This window comes from Vibrio cyclitrophicus (assembly GCA_023206055.1).
GTDB classification, from domain to species: Bacteria; Pseudomonadota; Gammaproteobacteria; order Enterobacterales; family Vibrionaceae; genus Vibrio; species Vibrio cyclitrophicus_A.
In genome coordinates this window covers 3,336,469-3,358,790 of sequence record CP065366.1, presented here as the reverse complement: position 1 = coordinate 3,358,790, position 22,322 = coordinate 3,336,469, and the positions used below count along the sequence as shown (strand labels likewise).

The 22,322-nt window shown below is 45.5% G+C and carries 19 protein-coding genes; 14 read left to right on the top strand and 5 right to left on the bottom strand.

The window, feature by feature from the left end; genetic code table 11:
* Positions 1–107 precede the first annotated feature (107 nt).
* Positions 108–1,244, bottom strand: coding sequence for an acetylornithine deacetylase (gene argE / locus ITG09_14965; GenBank protein ID UPR51950.1), 1,137 nt, complete (start codon positions 1,242–1,244; stop codon positions 108–110).
* Positions 1,245–1,397: 153 nt separating this feature from the next.
* Between argE and argC the strand changes: the two genes are divergently transcribed.
* The 4 genes from argC (at position 1,398) to argH (ending at position 6,750) form a co-directional block, all read left to right on the top strand.
* The gene (argC, locus tag ITG09_14960; protein ID UPR51949.1) at positions 1,398–2,402 is read left to right on the top strand and encodes an N-acetyl-gamma-glutamyl-phosphate reductase; all 1,005 of its coding nucleotides are present in this window, start codon (positions 1,398–1,400) and stop codon (positions 2,400–2,402) included.
* Positions 2,403–2,414: 12 nt separating this feature from the next.
* Complete coding sequence (gene argB, locus ITG09_14955; GenBank protein ID UPR51948.1) at positions 2,415–3,203, top strand: acetylglutamate kinase; 789 nt, start codon at positions 2,415–2,417, stop codon at positions 3,201–3,203.
* 113 nt (positions 3,204–3,316) lie between these two features.
* On the top strand, positions 3,317–4,528 hold the full coding sequence (locus tag ITG09_14950; protein ID UPR51947.1) for an argininosuccinate synthase: 1,212 nt from the start codon (positions 3,317–3,319) through the stop codon (positions 4,526–4,528).
* Between the two features lie 347 nt (positions 4,529–4,875).
* Positions 4,876–6,750 (top strand): argininosuccinate lyase, encoded by a 1,875-nt coding sequence (gene argH / locus ITG09_14945; protein UPR51946.1) that lies wholly within the window; start codon positions 4,876–4,878, stop codon positions 6,748–6,750.
* Between the two features lie 253 nt (positions 6,751–7,003).
* On the opposite strand, the gene ITG09_14940 is transcribed toward argH, so the two are convergent.
* Positions 7,004–7,252: a DUF3624 domain-containing protein gene (locus tag ITG09_14940; GenBank protein UPR51945.1), complete on the bottom strand. Its 249-nt coding sequence runs from the start codon at positions 7,250–7,252 to the stop codon at positions 7,004–7,006.
* An 87-nt stretch (positions 7,253–7,339) separates the two neighbouring features.
* Between ITG09_14940 and ITG09_14935 the strand changes: the two genes are divergently transcribed.
* Entirely contained in the window at positions 7,340–7,687 is a 348-nt protein-coding gene (locus tag ITG09_14935) for a RidA family protein (protein UPR51944.1), read from the top strand.
* A 254-nt stretch (positions 7,688–7,941) separates the two neighbouring features.
* Here the strand turns inward: ITG09_14935 and ITG09_14930 are convergent, their stop codons facing one another.
* Entirely contained in the window at positions 7,942–9,408 is a 1,467-nt protein-coding gene (locus ITG09_14930) for a dihydrolipoyl dehydrogenase (GenBank protein ID UPR51943.1), read from the bottom strand.
* A gap of 291 nt (positions 9,409–9,699) precedes the next feature.
* Positions 9,700–10,428, bottom strand: coding sequence for a glutathione peroxidase (locus ITG09_14925; protein UPR51942.1), 729 nt, complete (start codon positions 10,426–10,428; stop codon positions 9,700–9,702).
* Between the two features lie 222 nt (positions 10,429–10,650).
* Here ITG09_14925 and oxyR point away from each other — a divergent pair, with 222 nt between their 5' ends.
* Complete coding sequence (gene oxyR / locus ITG09_14920) at positions 10,651–11,544, top strand: DNA-binding transcriptional regulator OxyR (protein UPR51941.1); 894 nt, start codon at positions 10,651–10,653, stop codon at positions 11,542–11,544.
* A gap of 111 nt (positions 11,545–11,655) precedes the next feature.
* On the opposite strand, the gene ITG09_14915 is transcribed toward oxyR, so the two are convergent.
* Positions 11,656–14,217, bottom strand: a complete 2,562-nt coding sequence (locus ITG09_14915) for a PBP1A family penicillin-binding protein (protein ID UPR51940.1) — start codon at positions 14,215–14,217, stop codon at positions 11,656–11,658.
* A gap of 151 nt (positions 14,218–14,368) precedes the next feature.
* Between ITG09_14915 and pilM the strand changes: the two genes are divergently transcribed.
* The 8 genes from pilM to ITG09_14875 all read left to right on the top strand — a co-directional run bounded on the left by pilM (position 14,369) and on the right by ITG09_14875 (position 22,278).
* A complete protein-coding gene (gene pilM, locus ITG09_14910) occupies positions 14,369–15,394 on the top strand; it encodes a type IV pilus assembly protein PilM (GenBank protein ID UPR51939.1) in 1,026 nt (341 codons plus the stop codon).
* Positions 15,378–15,992: a PilN domain-containing protein gene (locus ITG09_14905; protein ID UPR51938.1), complete on the top strand. Its 615-nt coding sequence runs from the start codon at positions 15,378–15,380 to the stop codon at positions 15,990–15,992. Before pilM ends, ITG09_14905 begins: the two co-directional genes overlap by 17 nt.
* Complete coding sequence (gene pilO, locus ITG09_14900; GenBank protein UPR51937.1) at positions 15,985–16,614, top strand: type 4a pilus biogenesis protein PilO; 630 nt, start codon at positions 15,985–15,987, stop codon at positions 16,612–16,614. The genes ITG09_14905 and pilO overlap by 8 nt, the downstream gene beginning before the upstream one ends.
* A complete protein-coding gene (locus ITG09_14895; protein UPR53654.1) occupies positions 16,601–17,119 on the top strand; it encodes a pilus assembly protein PilP in 519 nt (172 codons plus the stop codon). Before pilO ends, ITG09_14895 begins: the two co-directional genes overlap by 14 nt.
* A gap of 35 nt (positions 17,120–17,154) precedes the next feature.
* The gene (locus ITG09_14890) at positions 17,155–18,873 is read left to right on the top strand and encodes a type IV pilus secretin PilQ family protein (protein UPR51936.1); all 1,719 of its coding nucleotides are present in this window, start codon (positions 17,155–17,157) and stop codon (positions 18,871–18,873) included.
* A 176-nt stretch (positions 18,874–19,049) separates the two neighbouring features.
* Complete coding sequence (gene aroK, locus ITG09_14885; protein UPR51935.1) at positions 19,050–19,568, top strand: shikimate kinase AroK; 519 nt, start codon at positions 19,050–19,052, stop codon at positions 19,566–19,568.
* Between the two features lie 24 nt (positions 19,569–19,592).
* The gene (gene aroB / locus ITG09_14880; protein UPR51934.1) at positions 19,593–20,681 is read left to right on the top strand and encodes a 3-dehydroquinate synthase; all 1,089 of its coding nucleotides are present in this window, start codon (positions 19,593–19,595) and stop codon (positions 20,679–20,681) included.
* A 79-nt stretch (positions 20,682–20,760) separates the two neighbouring features.
* Entirely contained in the window at positions 20,761–22,278 is a 1,518-nt protein-coding gene (locus ITG09_14875; protein ID UPR51933.1) for an AAA family ATPase, read from the top strand.
* Positions 22,279–22,322: the final 44 nt, after the last annotated feature.

Here is a 22,322-nt window from a genome sequence, read left to right as displayed (position 1 = left end):
TTCAAAACTTAGAGAAAAAGTGAAATTTAATTACAAGATTGAGGCTATATCAGGGATAGCAGAATAAAAGCCACTTTTTAGGGTGGCTTTTATGTGAATGTTCGGATTTAGAAACAATATTTACGGATAGATTTACTCAGAACATCAATTGTTGGGTCAATAAAATCGAAGCTTAAGAACTCATCCGGTTGGTGAGCTTGGTCGATTGAGCCCGGACCCAGAACTAAGGTTGGGCAAAGTTCTTGAAGGAAAGGAGCTTCCGTACAATAGTTCACGGTTTGTGATTCAGTTTCGCAAACGGATTCCATGCCTCCGATAAATGGATGGTCGTGTTGGCACTCGTAACCCGGGATAGGTTCGTGTAGTGGTGTAATCTCAATTCTGCCCGGCCATTTTGCTTCTACTTCTTTCAGTGCGCTACGCAGCATGTTATCCAAGCCATCTAAGCTGATGCCTGGTAAAGGACGAACATCATAGTGCAGTTCACAACAACCACAGATACGGTTAGCGCTGTCGCCACCGTGGATATGACCAAGGTTTAGGGTCGGGCTTGGAATCGCAAAACCTGGGTGATGATACTCTTTGACTAACTTGTCACGCAGCTGCATTAAAGCAAATAACACTTCATGCATGATCTCGATAGCGTTGACACCTAAAGCGGGATCTGAAGAGTGACCTGATTTACCCGTTACTCGCACGGCATTGGCGACATGGCCTTTATGACCACGAATAGGTACAAGGCTGGTTGGCTCACCAATAATGCAGTAGTCCGGTTTAAACGGTGCATTTTCAGTGAAATGACGAGCACCCAGCATAGTGGTTTCTTCGTCACAGGTTGCTAATACATAAAGCGGCTTGGTTTGCTTGCTCCAATCCATCTTCTTCGCAGCTTCATAAACGAAAGCGAAAAAGCCTTTCATGTCGGCGGTGCCCAATCCGTAGAAGCGGTTGTTGTGCTCTGTCAGTGCGTGAGGGGCGAAGTTCCAACGTCCTTCATCGAATGGCACGGTATCACTGTGTCCTGCAAGCAATAAGCCCCCTTCACCAGAACCCATCTTTGCGACCATATTATGCTTGCCGGGTTCGACCTCTACCACCTCAACGCTAAAGCCTACGTCTTTAAACCATTGAGCCATTTTTTCGATCACTTTCTCGTTGCCATGATCCCAGCTTGGATCGGTCGAGCTAATGGAGTCGGTGGAAATCAGGCCTTTATAGACCTCAAGAAAACTCGGTAATTGCATAATAACTTCACTTCTACTATTGACAGGAAAACCATAAGTCGGTAAAACACATATTAAATCATATTTAATGCATAAGAAATCAAATAAAGCTAAAAATTAAGTATGAATAGTCAAATTTGAAATATAACTTACCTCAAGAATGGATGTGTTGAGATGTTGAAAACCACGATCATTGGCGCAAGCGGCTACACAGGAGCAGAACTGGCTCTAATGATAAAAAGACACCCTGAGCTCACGCTATCAGGTTTATATGTCTCAGCCAATAGTGTAGACGCAGGTAAACCTATTGCGGCATTGCACGGTAAGTTAGCTGGCTTGATTGATATGCCAGTACAACCATTAACGAATCCAGAAGAAGTGGCAAAGCAGTCTGATGTGATTTTCTTAGCCACTGCACACGAAGTAAGTCACGACCTAGCGCCAATCTTTCTAGAGAACGATTGCCAAGTGTTCGACCTATCGGGTGCATTCAGAGTTAAAGGTGAAAATTTCTATCAAGAGTTTTACGGTTTTGAACATCAACACGAACAATGGCTAGACAAAGCGGCTTACGGTTTAGCTGAATGGAACGAACAAGAAATCAAAGAAGCTCAGCTTGTCGCTGTCGCGGGTTGTTACCCAACTGCATCACAACTGGCGATTAAGCCTTTGGTTGAAGCAAAGTTACTGGATGAAAACCAATGGCCAGTGATTAACGCAACCAGTGGCGTTACTGGTGCAGGTCGCAAGGCGACTATGGTCAACAGCTTCTGTGAAGTAAGCCTGCAAGCTTATGGCGTATTTAATCACCGTCATCAACCTGAAATGGCCGCACATTTAGGATGTGATGTGATTTTCACTCCACACCTCGGCAACTTTAAGCGTGGCATTTTGGCGACCATCACCATGAAACTAGCTGAAGGTGTGACAGAACAACAGATACAAGATGCCTTTGAGCAAGCTTATCAAGGTAAGCCAGCAGTGAGATTACTCGAAGAGACATTGCCAAGAATTCAAGATGTAGAACAGACGCCTTTTTGTGACTTAGGTTGGAAGGTTCAAGGTCAGCACATCATCGTTGTTTCAGCGATTGATAACTTATTAAAGGGTGCATCTAGCCAAGCGATGCAGTGTTTAAATTTACGTTATGGTTTTGCACCATTAACTGCGTTAGTGTAAAGGAATCTAGATATGAGCCTGAATAATCAACCATTAATCATAAAGTTAGGTGGCGCTGCGCTATCTTGTGGTGAAACACTTAGCAAGTTATTTGGTGCTATTTCTGCTTACCAACAACAGGCACAACGACCAATCGTGATTGTGCACGGTGGCGGCTACCTTGTTGATGACTTGATGAAGAATTTAAACCTCGAAACCGTTAAGAAAGAAGGGCTACGTGTTACTCCTTATGATCAGATCCCTGTGATCGCTGGTGCACTAGCGGGTACGGCGAATAAATTACTTCAAGGTCAGGCGATTAAAGACGGTATCAATGCCGTTGGTTTGAGCCTAGCAGATGGTGGTTTATGCAAAGTCAGCGAGCTGAATCCTGAGTTGGGTGCAGTAGGTAAAGCTGAGCCGGGCGACTCAACCGTCCTGCAAGCGATTCTTGATGCTGGCGCACTGCCAATCATTAGTTCTATTGGTCTGACTGATCAAGGCCAACTGATGAACGTTAATGCCGATCAAGCCGCGGTTGCCGTTGCAGGCGCACTTGATGCTGAACTGGTACTGCTTTCTGATGTAAGTGGTGTGTTGGATGGTAAAGGTCATCTGATTCCAAGCCTCAATCAACAACAAGCCGATGACCTCATCACAGGAAAAGTCATTACTGACGGCATGATCGTTAAGGTTAAAGCCGCACTAGAAGCTGCTAACGACCTCGGACGACCAATCGAAGTCGCCACTTGGCGATACCCAGACAAACTGACACAACTTTTTTCAGGTAAGAGCATCGGAACACAGTTTTTACCTCAGTAGGTCTCACAGCGGGTCACTACTTAAAGAATTTAGACAAACTAAATAAACATATAATTATGAAGTCATTTCCAACGCTGACCGCCATGTGCAGTATGGAAATTAGGAGAAAGAAAATGAGCAAAGTTAACGTAAAGAAAGTTGTAGTAGCCTACTCTGGCGGTCTAGACACATCAGTAATCATTCCATGGTTGAAAGAGAACTATGACTGCGAAGTTATCGCATTTGTTGCTGATGTAGGCCAAGGCGATGAAGAGCTGATTGGTATTGAAGAGAAAGCAAAAGCGTCTGGTGCTTCTGAGTGTTACATCGCTGACCTGAAAGAAGAGATGGTGGCAGATTACATCTACCCGACTCTAAAAACAGGCGCTTACTACGAAGGTAAATACCTACTAGGTACTTCAATGGCTCGTCCAATCATTGCGAAAGCTCAGGTTGAAGTTGCACGTAAAGTCGGTGCGGACGCGTTATGCCACGGCTGTACAGGTAAGGGTAATGACCAAGTTCGTTTTGAAGGCGCATTTGCTGCACTAGCACCGGATCTACACGTAATTGCACCTTGGCGTGAGTGGGATCTAGTGAGCCGTGAAGAGTGTCTAGACTACCTAGCAGAGCGTAACATCCCTTGTACCGCTTCTCTTACTAAGATTTACTCGCGTGATGCAAACGCATGGCACATCTCTACAGAAGGTGGCGTTCTAGAAAATACATGGAACGCACCAGATGAAGATTGCTGGGCTTGGACTGTAGACCCAGAGCAAGCGCCAAACGAATCTGAAACTGTTACGCTTAAAGTTGAAAAAGGCGAAGTGGTTGCGGTTGATGGCGAAACAATGACGCCATACAACGCACTGGTTTACCTAAACGAGAAGGGTGCTAAGCACGGTGTTGGTCGTATCGATATCGTAGAAAACCGTCTTGTTGGCATGAAGTCTCGTGGTTGTTACGAAACTCCGGGTGGCACGATCATGATGGAAGCACTGCGTGCAGTAGAGCAACTGGTTCTTGATAAAGCGGCATTCGAATTCCGTGAAGAACTAGGTGTTAAGGCTTCTCACCTTGTATACGATGGTCGTTGGTTCACTCCGCTATGTAAGTCAATCCTTGCCGCGACAGAAGAGCTAGCACAAGACGTGAATGGTGAAGTGGTTATCAAACTTTACAAAGGCCATGCAACGGTGACTCAGAAGCGTTCTGACAACAGCCTATACTCAGAAGAGTTTGCTACTTTTGGTGAAGATGAAGTTTACGACCAAAGCCACGCTGAAGGCTTCATCCGTCTTTACTCGCTATCAAGCCGTATCCGTGCTTTGAATAGCCAAAAGTAATCCTAACAATGAGTTAGCGGGCTAGCCTTTAGCGAAAGGTTAAAGGCCAGTAAACCGACATTATTATGCAAAGCCCATTTACTACTAAACAGTGAATGGGCTTTTTGTTTTCTATTCGCTTAATAAATCAGCTTCAGCTTTTACCATTGAATGGCATATAATTCGCGCTCCACGCTGAAAATAATCAATGGAATGATCTTTTGGTGAATAAATATGTGAAAATAATGAATTAATACTTTATTTTCATTTTGAATTGCCGTAAGTTTAAACCATCAGAAAAATACTGAATCTTAATCAGAATTATCATTTGCAAAAACAGTGAGCACTGTGCAATTAGGAGATACACAATGGCATTATGGGGCGGTAGATTTACCCAAGCAGCAGACACGCGGTTCAAAGATTTTAACGATTCTCTTCGTTTTGATTACCGATTGGCTGAGCAAGACATTGTGGGCTCTATTGCCTGGTCAAAAGCTCTACAGTCGGTCAATGTTCTAACAGAAGAAGAGCAGCAAAGACTAGAGCTTGCACTGAACGAGCTAAAACTCGAAGTGATGGAAGATCCTGAACAGATCTTACGTTCTGATGCAGAAGATATTCACAGCTGGGTTGAGCAACAACTTATCGGCAAAGTCGGTGATTTGGGCAAAAAACTTCATACTGGCCGTTCTCGTAATGACCAAGTAGCGACTGACCTTAAGCTTTGGTGTCGTCAGCAAGGTAATCAACTGCTGTTAGCGCTTGATCGTCTGCAAAGCCAAATGGTGAATGTTGCTTCTCAGCATCAAGAAACCGTGCTTCCTGGCTACACTCACTTACAACGTGCTCAGCCGGTAACTTTTGCTCACTGGTGCTTGGCTTACGTTGAAATGCTTGAGCGTGATTATTCTCGTTTGAATGATGCGATTAAGCGTCTAGATACATGTCCGCTGGGTTCTGGTGCCCTGGCAGGAACAGCTTACCCGATGGACCGTGAAGAGTTAGCTCACAACTTAGGTTTCCGTCGTGCAACGCGCAACTCTCTAGATTCAGTCTCTGACCGTGACCATGTGATGGAGCTGATGTCGATCGCTTCTATTTCTATGCTTCACCTTTCGCGTCTTGCAGAAGATATGATTTTCTACAACTCAGGTGAATCAAACTTCATCGAGTTAGCGGATACCGTGACGTCAGGTTCATCTCTGATGCCACAAAAGAAAAACCCTGATGCGCTAGAACTTATCCGTGGCAAAACGGGCCGTGTATACGGTTCGTTAGCTGCGATGATGATGACAGTAAAAGCTCTGCCTTTGGCGTACAACAAAGACATGCAAGAAGATAAAGAAGGTCTATTCGACGCTTTAGATACTTGGAATGATTGTATGGAAATGGCAGCGCTCTGTTTTGACGGCATTAAAGTGAACGGCGAACGTACACTTGAAGCAGCGAAACAAGGCTACGCGAACTCAACAGAGCTGGCTGATTACTTAGTAGCGAAAGGTATTCCTTTCCGTGAAGCTCACCACATTGTTGGTGTGACGGTAGTGGCGGCGATTGCTAAAGGCTGTGCATTAGAAGAATTAACCATCGCAGAGATGAAAGAGTTCTCTGAGGTGATTGAAGAGGATGTGTATGACATCCTGACCATTGAATCGTGTCTTGAAAAACGTAGCGCGCTAGGCGGTGTATCTCCACAGCAAGTGGCTTACGCGGTTGACCAAGCTGAGAAACGTTTATCACAGCGTGACACTTCCATCGTCAAGGTTCGTCCTGCTCGTCTGACTGATATTGAAGCGTTGGAAGGCATGGTCGCTTACTGGGCGAACATGGGTGAAAACCTACCTCGTTCTCGTAATGAACTGGTGCGTGATATAGGGTCGTTTGCGGTCGCAGAGCATCATGGTGAGGTGACAGGTTGTGCATCGCTCTATGTGTATGACTCTGGCTTAGCGGAAATACGTTCACTGGGCGTTGAAGCAGGTTGGCAAGGTCAAGGGCAGGGGACGGCGATTGTTCAGCACTTGGTTGAGAAAGCGCGCCAAATGGCTATCAAGAAGGTATTTGTACTGACTCGTACACCTGAGTTCTTTATGAAGCATGACTTCTTACCAACATCGAAATCCCTGCTACCTGAGAAGGTACTGAAAGATTGCGACCAGTGCCCTCGTCAACATGCGTGTGATGAAGTGGCCTTGGAAGTGAACTTGGTCGAGCAGATTATCGCTAAGGTGAATGTTGCATAAGGCATTGATTTTATAGTCCCTAAAAAAAAGATCAAAAATCTGATCTTTTTTTGGGAACAAATTAAGAAAAGCCCGGTCTATTAAAGTACCACTGCTTTTTCTTAGAATTTTCTAAGAAAGCCCTAGAATCGATTGGTTCTGGGGCTTTTTTCTATCTGTTGTTTGAGAAGTGATGATAACTCGAATTGAGATTAATTCTTTGTGTATTGAATCAAGCACCTAACCGTTATCGCCTATCCAACCAATCTCGTTATTAATGCTTTTTGTTCCTTAAAGGCAGAACCAAAAACTTCATGAACCAATGCAGCGACAACAAACCACTGAACGCGAAAGCGGCCATCATCAAAGCGATGGCATTGATGGTTTTTGGATCTTCTCTGAAAAATAGCCACCATACTCCCCAACTCAAAATCGACAACACCATCAGCTGATTCATGCAACGCTGGCAGCGACCGAGTTTGTTACGGATTTTTTCACTTTTATTGCAATGAATGCATGTCATCTTGGGTTTGATTCGCGTTATGCTTGTTGCCCTGATAATAACACGTCACAAGATATTGGATCACGGTGACACAGAGAGAGAAAGTCGATGATTGAGCGCCAAGACACCAAACAACGCATGAGCCGTATTGTGAAACACAACGGCACTATCTACCTATGTGGCCAAGTTTGTGCTGATGCAACCAAAGACATCACTGAGCAAACACAGACGATGCTAGATAAAGTAGAAGCGCTACTTGAGCAAGCAGGCAGCGACAAAGAGCACATGCTGTCAGCAACGATTTACTTGAAAGACATGAAAGACTTCCAAGAAATGAACGCAGTATGGGATGCATGGGTTCCAGAAGGTCATGCTCCAGCTCGCGCATGTGTAACTGGCGACATGGCTCGTGAAGCGCTACTGGTTGAGATCTCTGTTATTGCTGCTGAGAAGTAATTGCTAAGTATTTAGCGACAGGTAATGGCTTCAAGAGATTCCAGATACTTCGTTCCTCAGTTCTGGAATGACGTAGAGGATTTCGGTCTTATCATATTTTGATAATTATCGTCATTCCCGAAAGCGACGAAGGAGCGTAATCGGGAATCTATAGTTTGCTCGTTGCCAAAACAAAAAGGAAAGCCAATGGCTTTCCTTTTTAGTATCTAGTCTCTGTTAAGGAGCAAACGGCTACCTGTCTCTATGGCCTGAGATTAACAGCCAGGGCCGCAATCTAGACAGTGTTTCACCATCTCTGGACCTAGGTGCAGTTTCGCATTCAAGTCACGTAGCGCTGTTCGTACACCCTCTTCGATTACTGGGTGATAGAACGGCATATCTAGCATTTCAGAAACTGTCATCTTTTTCTGGTGTGCCCATGCGAGTAAGTGAGCCAAGTGTTCTGCGTTTGGTCCCATCATTTCAGCACCAAGGAAACGACCTGTACCTTGCTCGCCGTAAACGTGCAGAATACCTTTGTTGCGTAGCATCACTCGTGAACGACCTTGGTTCTCGAAAGACACTTCACCTGTTGCGAAACAACCACATGTTCCTAAGCGAGTGGTGATCTCTTTGTACGTTTCACCAACCATCGCGATTTGCGGGTCAGAGAATACCGCAGAGATTTTAGAGCGGCGCAGGCCAGCTCGAATCTCAGGGAAGCGACCTGCGTTGTCACCCGCAATACGCGCTTGGTCTGCTGCTTCATGTAGCAGAGGCAGTTGGTTGCTGGCATCACCCGCAATGAATACTGATGGCAATGATGTTTGTAGCGTGTAGTGGTCTGCGATTGGAACACCACGCTCATCAAGCTCAAGAGAGGTATTCTCTAGGCCAAGTTTGTCTGTGTTTGGACGACGGCCTGTCGCTGCCAGTACGTACTCAACGATGTTGGTTTCTAGTTCACCTTGCTTATTGATGAACTGGATTTCGACGCGAGCCTCACCTGATTCCGTTGTAATACGCTTCATGCTTTCGATTTTTACGTCAGCATCTAGGTAGAACTCTTCATTGAAGGCTTTATCTGCGTACGCCATGATCTCTGGGTCGGTTACTGGGCCGACTTGACCACCTAAACCGAACAGTTTTGTTTTCACACCCAAGCGGTGTAGTGATTGACCAAGCTCTAGGCCAATAACACCTGGGCCAAATACCGCAACCGACTCTGGTAAATCATCCCAGCTGAACACGTCATCGTTAATGATCAGGCGGTCGCCGAGTTCATTCCAAACTGCAGGGTATGCAGGACGCGAACCTGTCGCGATAACAATACGCTTAGCGGCCACAACCGTGTGGTCATCGATTTGTAGCGTGTTGTCGTCTAAGAATTTTGCGTAGCCAGAGATCTTGTCTTGCTCTGGAATTTCATCAACACCTTCTAAAACAAAACCAACAAAACGGTCACGCTCAAACTTCACTCGGTCCATCACTTCACGGCCATTAATCACGATGTCGCCTTGTGGGTGAACGCCAAAAGCCGGAGCTTTCTTGATGTGATGTACACTTTCTGCCGCTGCAATAAGCAGTTTAGATGGCATACAACCAACACGAGCACAGGTTGTACCGTAAGGGCCGCCTTCAATCATCACGACACTGTCAGTGTGTGCTTTTGCAGCGCGGTAAGAACCTAGACCTGCCGTACCGCCCCCGATAACTGCTACATCTACATTGACTTGTTTCATAATAATTTTCTCGCAATGGCTAAATTTAGTGTGAACGAACCCCTCCAACTCTGGTGATTTTTTGAGAGTTAGGATTGCGGGTCAGTTTTGTGATTCTGTTTTATTAGGTTTAGCTTGTGATTCAGCTTTTTGTTACTAACTGCTTCTTGTTACTAACTATAGGTTAGTTAAAAGTTAGCGAGTCAGAAGCTACATCTTTTTCCAAAGCTCAGATAAGAGTGGTTTGGAATAGCTAACCCACAAGAGGGTGGGTTAGCTGGTATTACTAAGCGTTTATTAGCGACTAAGTGATTAACCTAGGAAAGTTTCTAGTTCTTCGCTACCACCGATGTGTTTGCCACCGATGAATACTTGAGGAACTGTTGTGCGACCAGAGATTGCACGTAGGCTTACTGTTGTTGCGTCTTTACCTAGAACCACTTCTTCGTAGTTTAGACCTTTGTCGATTAGGTTCTGTTTCGCTTTCATACAGAAAGGACAGCCTGGCTTAGTGAATACTGTGATTGACTCTTGCTCTTTGTGCTCAGGAGCAAGGTAGTTAAGCATAGTATCAGCATCAGAAACCTTGAACGGGTCGCCTGGTACGTCTTCTTCGATGAACATTTTTTCTACCACGCCGTTTTTAACCAGCATGCTGTAGCGCCATGAACGTTTGCCGAAGCCGATGTCGTTTTTCTCAACTAGCATACCCATGCCGTCTGTGAAGTCACCGTTGCCATCTGGGATGAATGTAATTTTTTCAGCTTCTTGGTCAGCTTTCCATGCGTTCATTACGAACGTGTCGTTTACAGAAACACAAAGGATGTCATCAACACCGTTTTCTTTGAACACTGAATGTAGTTCGTTGTAACGAGGAAGGTGGCTTGAAGAACATGTTGGTGTAAACGCACCTGGTAGGCTGAATACGATAACTGTCTTGTCTTTAAATAGCTCTTCTGTCGTTACGTTAACCCATGCATCGCCTTGGCGAGTTGGGAATGTTACTTGAGGGATTGATTGACCTTCTTTAGATGCAAACATATTGATTTCCTTAAATAGTATTTTTAATTTTGTTCTATTAGAGCTTAACGTTTTTCGTTGCTCAGTTTCGTTTTGTTGAGCCCATTATTAGATAAATCCTTTGATAGCTCTAATCGTTTGATGTTATGGTTTTGATAGGTAAATTCTATCAAAAGCATTTTTCTTTTAAATGTTTCGATTAGAACCCTTGTTCTTATTAAAACCTGAGGTAAGAGACTGATCATGAACATTCGTGACTTTGAATACTTGGTGGCGCTCGCAGAGCATAAACACTTCCGAAAAGCGGCAGAAGCGTGCTTTGTCAGTCAGCCGACACTAAGCGGTCAAATACGCAAACTAGAAGATGAAATTGGACTTCAGTTAACCGAGCGTAGTCCAAGGAAGGTCATATTTACAGAATCAGGGTTACAACTTGTTGAACAAGCCAAGCGCATTCTCAACGAAGTGAAAACTTTTAAAGATATGGCGAGTGGACATGGTGAAGCGATGACGGGGCCGATGCACATTGGTTTTATTCCGACTGTTGGTCCTTACATCTTGCCTAAAATCATTCCTCACCTGAAAGAGAGCTTCCCAGATCTTGAGCTTTACTTGCATGAAGCCCAGACCCATCAATTAGTGAGCCAACTTGAAGATGGCAAGCTTGATTGCTTGGTACTGGCTGCGGTTGATGAAACGGCGGTGTTTAAAGAAATTGATGTGTATGACGAGCCGTTAAGTGTTGCCGTTCCATGTGACCACGAGTGGGCTCAGCAAGACACTGTCGATATGCTGCAGTTAAATGGACAAACCGTACTGGCGTTAGGTGACGGTCACTGTTTAAGAGACCAAGCCTTGGGCTTCTGTTTTGCTGCGGGCGCAAAAGACGATGAACGTTTTAAGGCAACCAGCTTAGAAACGCTGCGTAACATGGTCGCGGCGGGGGCGGGCATTACCTTGCTACCTCAGCTATCGGTGCCAAAGGAAAAGCAGAAAGATGGTGTGTGTTACGTACCTGCGGTGAATCCAACACCTTCACGTCGAATTGTTGTGGCTTACCGTCCGGGCTCTCCATTGAAAGGTCGCTTTGAGCAACTGGCGGAAACGATTCGCACTCAATTGGAGAAGACGGCTTAGCGCTTGAGTTCAGAGCCTAGTCTGGTCGGATATAGATATAAAAAAAGGGTTGATATGAATTCATATCAACCCTTTTTGTTTGTTCATCTTATTAGGTTCAACAAACCCTAGCTAGAACAGTTCTTCTACTGCTTCACCTGATGAGGTTGAGTAGATGTCGTCATTGAAACGTTCAGTGATGTATTCGGTTGGCTCTGTGCCTTTTTCGAAGTACTCGAACATCGATGAGCTATCGAATTTGTTCGTCAATAAGCCAGTTTCACGGTCGATACGAACACGAACGATGTTCTCCGGAATCTCTTTACGTTCAGCAGGCACGCCCGCTAACGCTGTACCCATGAAATCAACCCATGCAGGTTCTGCTGTTTTCGCGCCAGCTTCTGCACCCGTAATCTGATTCTTACCAAGGTTCGAGTTTGCTTTGGTTCTGCCTAGGTTACGGTTGTGGTTATCAAAACCAACCCATACCGTTGCAACCATGCCAGGGCCGTAACCGCTGTACCAAGTATCTTTCGAATCGTTGGTGGTACCCGTTTTGCCGCCAATGTCACGACGCTTCAACGGCTGTGCACGCCAACCAGTACCGTTCCAACCAGTACCTGCGCTCCAATCACCGCCACCCCAGATGTTGCTGTACATCATTTCACGAACAAGGAATGCGTTCTGTTCAGAGATAACTTGAGGTGCGTATTGTACTTTGGCATCCACATCTTGCTCTGCAAACTCGTCCGCCATTGGGTCTGCGGTCATTTGCTGCTGGCAATCGTCTTTACAAACCACTTTCGGTGTCGCTTCAAATTCAGTCTCACCAAATGGTGTCTCAATGCGGCTGATGTAGAAAGGTTCAACATAGTAGCCGCCATTAGCGAATACTGAGTAACCTTGAGCTACTTTCATTGGCGTTAAGCTACCAGCACCCAGAGCAATGGTTTCAGAGCGCGGGACTTCATCAATATCAAAGCCAAATCGAGTTAGATAGTTACGAGTATCATCTAGGCCTACTTCGCGCAGTACACGTACCGCCATTACGTTTTTAGACTGAGCTAAGCCAATACGTAGACGAGTTGGACCCACGTAAGTCGGTGGCGAGTTCTTTGGTCGCCATGCTGTACCTTGGCTCTTATCCCATTGGTTAATCGGCGCATCATTGATCAGTGAGGCTAGCGTTAAGCCTTTCTCAATCGCTGCTGAGTAGATAAATGGTTTGATACCAGAACCCACCTGACGAATAGATTGCGTCGCACGGTTGAACTTGTTGTGCACAAAGTTAAAGCCACCGACCATCGACAATACCGCGCCGTTGTTCGGGTTCATTGCAACAAATGCGGTGTTCGCATTTGGTACTTGGCTTAGTCGCCATAAAATTGGTGTTTCTGATTCTGTCGTTGCTGACTCTTCTGTCGGCTCCTCAGAGACTTCATCGCCGGTAACAGCTTCATGGCGAACCCAGATTTGCTCACCAACAGCCAGAATCTCTTTCGCTTGAGAAGGTGCTGGTCCTTGGCGGTTATCTGTTAGGAATTTACGTGCCCAGTTCATACCTTGCCATTCGATAGTGCCTTCACCTTGGTTCTTAACCCAAATTTGAGCACTTTTCGAATCAACCGCGGTAACAACAGCAGGGACTAGGTCACCATAGGTTGGTTGAGACTTAAGGTGTTTAACGATTTGTTCTTGATCCCACGCTGACTGTGCAGTTTGCCACAATACTTTTTCCGCACCACGGTAGCCGTGACGTTCATCGTAGCCAAGTAGGTTCTTAATCGCGGCTTGGTTCGCTGCTTTTTGCAGTTTCGAATCAACGGTCGTGTAGACTTTCATGCCTGATGTATAAGCTTCTTCACCGTAGCGTTCCACCATCCAAGCGCGTGCAACTTCAGCAACATATGGTGCGCTCAGTTCGATCTCTGCACCGTGGTATTTCGAGATAAGCTCTTCATTGCGAGCCTCATCGAACTCTGCTTGAGTGATGTATTTCTCGTCTAACATGCGACGTAATACCACGTTACGACGGTGAGTCGCGCGCTCAATAGAGTAGATAGGGTTCATTGTGGATGGTGCTTTTGGCATACCAGCAAGTGTAGCGATTTCACTCAGAGTCAGTTCAGGGAGGTCTTTACCAAAGTAAACACGAGCAGCTGCGCCAAAGCCATATGAACGGTGACCAAGGAAGATCTTGTTTACGTAAAGCTCCATGATCTCTTCTTTACTAAGAAGTTGTTCAATGTGGATCGCAATGAAGATCTCTTTGATTTTACGCATGATCTTTTTCTCATTAGATAAGAAGAAGTTACGCGCAAGCTGCTGAGTAATGGTACTCGCACCTTGTTTTGCAGATCCTGACATCGCAACAACGATCGCGGCACGAGTAATACCAATTGGGTCAATACCCGGGTGCTCGTAGAAACGACTATCTTCAGTAGCAATTAGGGCTTCAACCAGGTGGCGAGGTATCTCGTCATAAGTGACTGGGTTACGACGCTTTTCACCAAATTGAGAGATCAATTTTCCGTCTTGACTGAAGACTTGCATCGGGGTTTGGAGTTCTACGTCACGCAAAGTGGCAACATCAGGCAACTCTGGTTTTACGTAATAATAAAACCCAAAAATTGTACTGACTCCAAGAATCATGCAAATCAATGTAAATATGAATAATCGCTTTATGAACTTCACCGGATAATCCCTGATTAGTTAAGGCTGATAAGCAGCAAACCCTTGTACTCTAGGCTAAAAACTTAGCTTTCGTTTATTAACGCTTATTTAACTAATAATCACAACCCCTAGATAATCAACGAAATGCTTGGCACTTCAGGAGCTAGGTCACATGGGTTCATCATTAATTACAGGTATAGATATAAATCATCACAGCATCAAAGCCGTGGTACTAAAACCCGTGGGGGAGTTGTATGCCCTAGTGGGATACAAAGAGCTGCCGATTTCGGACGACATTTTTACAGCTAACCATACTTTGGAGTATCAGAAAACTGTTAAGAAACTCAAAGAACTTAGGAAAGGACTGCCTTTTGGCTGTCGTAACGTCGCCATTTCAGTACCTGATAACACGGTGATCAGCAAAGTACTGCAAATAGAGAGTGAGTTAGAAGACAGAGAAAAAGAGTTTTCGATCTATCAAACCTTTGCTCACCAGTCTCCCTTTCCTATTGAGGAGCTGAGTTTAGATTTTGTAAAGCTGGAAGACAAACGATTTGGTAAAGGATCGACAAGCAGTTATCAGGTGTATGCCACTCGTAAGGAAGTGGTCGATAGCCGCGCTGATGCATTAACTAAGGCTGGTTTTAAACCTGTGGTGGTGGATACGCAGGGGCACGGGCTGCTTAATGTCTGGCAATTGGCTTCGCGTTTGTATCCCGATAAGAAGAACTGGTTGCTGGTGGATGTTGGAATCGACCAAACCTCGCTAGGGATTATTCCGCAGAGTTCAGCGCCTTTCTATAAAGACATTGCCTTTGGCACTCAAGACCTTCGCAGCTCAGATAACCCGAGTGATATAGAAGGTGTGTTCGGTACGGCTGAAGATACCCATCGATTTATTGTCAATTTAATCGAAAAGCTTAAGCGTCAGTTGCAGCTCTATTCGTCAGTCAATGCACTTCTGCCTATTTCAGGGATCTGGCTAATGGGTGAGGGAGCGAGCATCCCGATGGTCACTGAAGAGCTAGAGCGCCATTTTCAGTTGAGCTGTGAGTCGCTCAACCCTTTATCTCTGTTTGAGAACAAAGTAGCGAAGCGACGTCGACTGCCAATGGACTGGCAACACTTTGGCATTGCCGCGGGTATGGCGATGAGTGGACTCAAGTGGCAGGGAGAAAAGCATGTTGCATCAAATTAACCTGCTGCCTTGGCGCGACGAAATTCGTTCTCAGCATAAAAAGCGTTTTGTTCATTTGGTTATTCTTGGCGTCATCATCGCGCTTGGCGGGCAATGGGCGGTCGGTAACTACTTTCATGACCAACAAGCCAAGCAGCAAGCGCGCCTCAACTATCTCAATCAATACATCGCTGAGCTCGACCGACAAATTCAGTCATTAAAAGTCGCAGAGCAAGAACACAAAGCCATTCTGACTCGACTGGATGTGGTTGAGTCGCTGCAGCTTGGCCGCAATAAGACCACCGACTTCATGAACTTGATGCCGGAGCTGATTCCAGAGGGTGTGTATGTCGACAAGATAAAGATGAATGGTCAGGAGATTGAAATGTCGGGCATCAGTGACAGTACCGCTCGCCTCGCGACTATGTTGGATCATTTAGAGCGTTCTGAGTCACTTGAAAGTGTCGAAATGCACTCAATTGTTCATAACCGCAAGCGCTTCAATAAGGAGTTCCAGACCTTCAAGGTCTCTTTTGTGTTCAGCTCTGTGTCTTTAGAAAACACCACCGCAGAGAGCACAGCCGCGAGCAAAAAAGAGAAGGGGGTGCATCATGGCTAACCTTCAAAATAGGATTAGTTGGCAAAACAGGATGAGTTTTCAGGATCTTGATGTTGATGAGATCACCGAATGGCCATTGCTGCCTCAGTTTCTCGTGATCCTTGTGTTGATAGTGTTAATCCAAGGTGTCGGCACTTGGCTTTATGTGCTGCCTCTCGACGATGAACTGCAACAGATGAAGCAACAAGAACAAACCTTAAAGACGACCTTGCGAATAAAGGCTAATAAGGTGGCAGCCTTACCTAAGTTGCAGAGCCAGTTGGATGAGCTAACCAGTCGCTACGATTATCTGTTAGAGCAACTGCCCGTTCAAAAAGAGCTCGCCAGTATGTTGGCGTCTGTGAATGAACTCGGCTTGGATAATTCGCTGACCTTCACTCGAATCGATTGGGGTCAAAAGCAGAATAAGGAGTTTCTCTATCGTTTACCGCTCAATATCGAGCTGACGGGTGACTATCACGAGATCGGCGACTTCTCGGCTGCCATCGCCAAACTGCCGCGCATCATTAGTTTTGATGATGTGAATTGGCAGCGAGTCAGCCAAGAAAGCAGCACGCTGCACTTTAGGGTTCGAGCTTATACCTACCAGTTTAAATCGGAGGTCAATGATGAAACCCAATAGCGCGTTTTACTCAATCGTGTTGCTGCTTGCGCTATCTGGCTGCAAAGCGAATCAAGACTCACTACAAGACTTTGTGACGCAGGTTGAAGCCAAGGCGAGAAAAGAGGTTGAGCAGCTTGTCCCAGCAACTGAATTCACGGCGGCGACTTATCAGCGCCGCACTTTTCGTCCTCCCTTTGAACTGCCTAAAGAAGCCATCGTGCAAAACCAACCCTTGGTTAAGAAAGACTGCTGGCAACCCAGCGCCCGTTCTCGTAATGGCAAGTTAGAGAAGTACCCGCTGAGTAAGCTTCGTTTAAGAGGCGTGATGGGCAGTGGATCAAGTGTGTTCGGCTTAGTGCAAACACCCAAAGGCAACGTGGTAAACGTCAAGAAAGGCCAGTTTATCGGCCTAAACAATGGCCGAGTTACTAAGGTGACGAGCCAGTACGTTCAGATTAATGAAACTCTTCCAGATGGCTTAGGTTGTTGGCATAAGCGCAACGTTAGGCTGGCTCTGAAGTAAACCAATGTCACATGATGTGGATATGAGATGTAAATATGATTAAAGGAATAAGTAGATTAGTGAGCAAGGCTCTACAAGGTTTTGCTGTGTCTGTGATGTTGGTTTTTAGCGTATTCAGTTATGCAGAAAGCCTACCAAATAAATTAGAGAATATTGATTTTAGGGTTAATAAGGATAAAGACGCCGTCATTATTATTGAGCTAGCCACCACCACTGCGGTGGTCGATGTGCAGCGTGCTCAGGAAGGGTTAAGTATCGAACTCATAAATACTGAGGTTGACGATGACAAACTCTACCTACTGGATGTGAAAGACTTCGCTACCTTGGTTGAAGGCATTGAAGTATATAAAGAGACACCAAGCACTCGGCTTCTCGCGACGATTAGCAATGACTATCAGTATGAATACAATCTAAAGGGGCGCTTTATTGAGGTGGTGATCAGTAAACCAGTTATCGATGAAGCGACCAAAGAAAAAAGCGTTCTAGAGAAAGAGGGTAAGCTGATATCGATTAACTTCCAAGACATCCCAGTACGAAATGTCCTGCAGTTGATTGCCGACTACAACGACTTCAATCTCGTGGTGTCTGATTCGGTAGCCGGAAACCTGACGTTACGCTTAGATGGCGTACCTTGGCAGCAAGTTCTCGACATTATCTTGCAAGTTAAAGGATTGGATAAGCGCGTGGATGGCAATGTTATCTTGGTCGCGCCGAAAGCGGAACTCGATCTTCGAGAGCAGCAAGCGTTAGAAAAGTCGCGTTTAGAAGAGGAGCTAGGGGAGCTTAAGTCGGAAATCATCAAGATTAACTTTGCAAAAGCCACCGACATCGCCGATATGATTGGCGGCGAAGGTGCGGTTAGCATGTTGTCCGATCGCGGCTCAATTACCATTGATGAACGCACCAACTCACTGCTCATTCGTGAATTGGAAGAAAACATTGCAGTGATCCGAGGCATCATTGAATCGCTAGATATTCCCGTTAAGCAAGTACAGATAGAGGCGCGTATTGTAACCGTCACTGAGGGTAATCTTGATGAACTTGGCGTTCGCTGGGGCGTTTCCTCAACCAACGGAAGCTTCACTGTTGGCGGTTCAATTGAAGGGAACCACCCATCAGCGATTACGCCATATGACGACGATAGCGGCAGCAGCGTGATTGATGATTATCTCAACGTCAATTTAGGGGCAACATCGCCGAACGCCTCGAGTATTGCGTTTCAGGTGGCCAAACTGGGCTCAGATACATTGCTCGATCTTGAGCTCTCAGCACTGCAACAAGAGTCGAAAGCTGAGATCATTTCGAGCCCACGCTTAATTACCACCAATAAAAAGCCGGCTTATATTGAGCAAGGTACTGAAATCCCTTACTTAGAGTCCTCTTCAAGTGGTGCAACGTCGGTCGCATTTAAGAAAGCGGTATTGAGTCTCAAGGTGACGCCGCAGATAACGCCCGACAATCGCTTGGTGTTGGATTTGAGTGTGACTCAAGATAGACCAGGGCAAGTGGTAAAAACCGGAACTGGAGAAGCTGTGGCGATTGATACTCAACGTATTGGCACGCAAGTGCTTGTTAATAATGGTGAAACTGTCGTGCTTGGTGGGATATTCCAGCACAGCGTGAGCAGTACGGTGGATAAAGTGCCTCTGTTGGGAGACCTGCCAGTTTTGGGTGCATTGTTCCGTCGCAGCTATGAAAATGTGGGTAAAAGTGAACTACTTATTTTTGTCACACCCAAAGTTGTGATTCAGTAATGAACAATTAGATTAAAAATAAAGTTGCATTAGTGGCACCTAACCTTGATAATTTCGGGTCTTATCACGAATTATCTGTGAGGAATCGGTGCCACGGGCCTTTTAATTTCAGTACTTGTACTGACCTACCTTGTGGCGATGTCATTGAATTAACGTTGTAAATTACTGCTAAAAACATGGCTGAGAAACGCAATATTTTTCTTGTTGGCCCAATGGGCGCCGGCAAAAGTACAATTGGTAGACACCTAGCTTCCCAACTTCATATGGAGTTTCTAGACTCTGACACTGTGATCGAAGAGCGCACTGGCGCAGACATCGCATGGGTTTTTGATGTTGAGGGCGAAGATGGTTTCCGTAAGCGCGAAGAATCTGTAATCAACGACCTGACAGAAGAACAAGGTATTGTTCTTGCGACAGGCGGTGGTTCAGTGCTGAGCAAAGAAAACCGTAACCGTCTATCTGCACGAGGCATTGTTGTATACCTAGAGACAACAATTGAAAAGCAACTTGCTCGCACTAATCGCGACAAGAAACGCCCTCTACTTCAAACAGACAACCCGCGTGATGTGCTAGAAGATCTAGCTGTATCTCGCAACGCACTATACGAAGAAGTGGCGGACTACACAGTTCGTACTGACGACCAAAGTGCAAAAGTGGTAGCCAACCAGATCGTAAAAATGCTAGAAGAACGTTAAGTTCATTTTTCGGAGAGCAAACCCATGGAACGGATTACGGTCAATCTAGCTGAGCGTAGCTACCCTATCTCTATTGGCGCCGGGTTATTTGAAGACCCGGCGTACCTTTCTTTTTTGTCAGGTAAACAGAAAGTTGTTGTTATCAGTAATGTGACAGTAGCGCCTCTTTATGCTGATAAAATTTTATCGCTATTGGATCAAGTAGGCTGTCAAACTTCTCTTTTAGAGTTGCCAGACGGTGAGCAATACAAAACACTTGAAACGTTCAACTCAGTGATGAGCTACATGCTTGAAGGAAATTACAGCCGCGATGTGGTGGTAATTGCTTTGGGTGGTGGTGTTATCGGTGATTTGGTCGGTTTTGCTGCTTCTTGTTACCAGCGCGGTATTGATTTCATTCAAATCCCGACGACCCTTCTTTCTCAAGTGGACTCTTCTGTTGGTGGTAAAACTGCAGTAAACCATCCTCTTGGTAAGAATATGATCGGCGCTTTTTACCAACCGAAATCTGTGATCATCGATACCAACTGTTTATCGACGCTTCCAGAGCGTGAGTTTGCAGCAGGCATTGCTGAGGTGATCAAATACGGCATCATTTACGATGAAGCCTTCTTTGATTGGTTGGAACAGAATCTAGATAAACTTTATCAACTTGATGAAGAGGCACTGATTACCGCAATTGCTCGTTGTTGTGCAATTAAGGCTGAAGTGGTTGCTATCGATGAAAAAGAGTCAGGAATCAGAGCGTTATTGAACCTAGGTCATACATTTGGTCATGCGATCGAAGCAGAACTAGGCTATGGTAATTGGCTACATGGTGAAGCTGTGTCGTCAGGCACTGTAATGGCAGCGAAAACTGCGCAATTACAGGGACTGATCTCTCAGCAGCAACTTGAGCGAATTATTTCTATACTCAAGAATGCGAAACTGCCAATCCATACGCCAGAAAGCATGTCTTTTGAAGACTTTATGAAGCACATGATGCGCGATAAAAAAGTGCTGTCTGGTCAGTTGCGTTTGGTATTGCCAACAAGTATTGGTACTGCTGAAGTGGTTGCTGATGTGCCTCAAGACATCATTAAACAAGCGATCGATTTCTGCCGTACTCTTTAAATTTGGTTGTGAGGTTGCCTAGCTAAACTCTAGGCAACTGAAGCGTTTTACTGATCGATCTTATCAGTAGGGATCCCCAATGAGTTTGGCTCATGAATTAAGAGTATTAGAGTTAGAATCTCAAGTTGAGCTGCTAGAGCGCTTACAGCTTTTGACTAACTTTGGCTCAAACCTAGTCACGGTTGCTGGTAAAGCTGGCTCTGGCCGATCTTGGTTGGCTCAGCGTTATCTTGAAGCATGGTCGACAGAAAAAAATCAGTGTTTACTGCTTTGTCATCCAAGCCAAGACGATCAACAACGCCGCGCGCTTATTCTTAGCCAAATTGTTTCTGATCCCCTGTTTAATCAACACGATTCTTTATCAGATAGCCTGACAAGGTTACTGGATGGAGAGGCGTGTAATGTGGTTATCGTTGTTGATGATGCCCACCGACTTTCTGAGCTATTGGTATCCGAATTATGGATGTTGGTACTGGAAGCTCAATCAAACCCTCAATGGACGATCAATATCGTTCTCTTCTCGGATACTGGTCACTTAGACACGCTATTAACACGTCTTAGTTACGGCCAACAACACAAGCCTATCGATCTCGAGATCGATGACCTTTCGCAACCAGAAGCTGAACATTTCTTCGAATCACTGGTGATTCGATATGTTGATGATGAGTCTGAAACTCGCGTGCGACGTGCGTTTAATAAAGCGCAACCTCTGCCTGGTGAGTTAATGGCTTTAGGAGAATTGAAAGTGGAAAAAAGGATTATTATTCGCTCAATTATTGGCTCACCTATCAATATCACGATTGTGGTGGCCTTGTTGCTGTTGTTAATTGGTGGTGGTTATTGGTGGATGTTCAGTCAACCAACACCAAACGATAAAGCGCAGTCGCTTATCGCACCGATTGAACAGACGGCTATTCCAACCTTTGAAGTGGAAAGTGGCACTGAAAAAGCTGGCGTTGATGGATCTGTTGATTCTGAAGCTGCAACCGACATGAGTTACCAAGGTGCGGATGATGACAGTTCGTCTCTGCCACCGACTGTCGTTGAAGATACTGCGAGTGTTGGAGAAGTCGAACAAGATCAGCAGCGTGTTGTGATCACCTCTGACGTGGTTGATGCTCTGCTTGATGATAAACCTGAAAGTGCCGATACCAGCGCGATTGACGCGGCTGTTGAAGAAAACACAGGTGCCGCGGTGAGTTCGCAGTCAGATGCAGGCAAAGTGGAGTCACAGCCTTCAGCCGATGAAGCAGCAGACCTAACACAGTCCTCGCCACCGACTAAGAAAATTACATTCTCATTTTCTCGTGAAGAGTTACAAGCTATCTCGCCGCGAGCTTATACTTTGCAGTTGAGTGCGATGACCTCATTGGAAGACGTCCAATCTTTCATTGAAGAGTATGACCTTGAGAACAAGGTTCGTATCTACCCAACACTTCGCAACGACACCAAGTGGTTTATTATCACTTATCAAGATTACCCAACGATTCAAGTGGCGAGAGATGCGGTAAGTGCGTTATCAAAACCACTTCAACAGTTGGAACCTTGGGCAAAATCGATGAATCAAGTACATCGAGAGATAGAACGTGCGAAATAACCCTGAGCTTAGCCTCAAAATATGTTACATTCCGCAGCCTTATT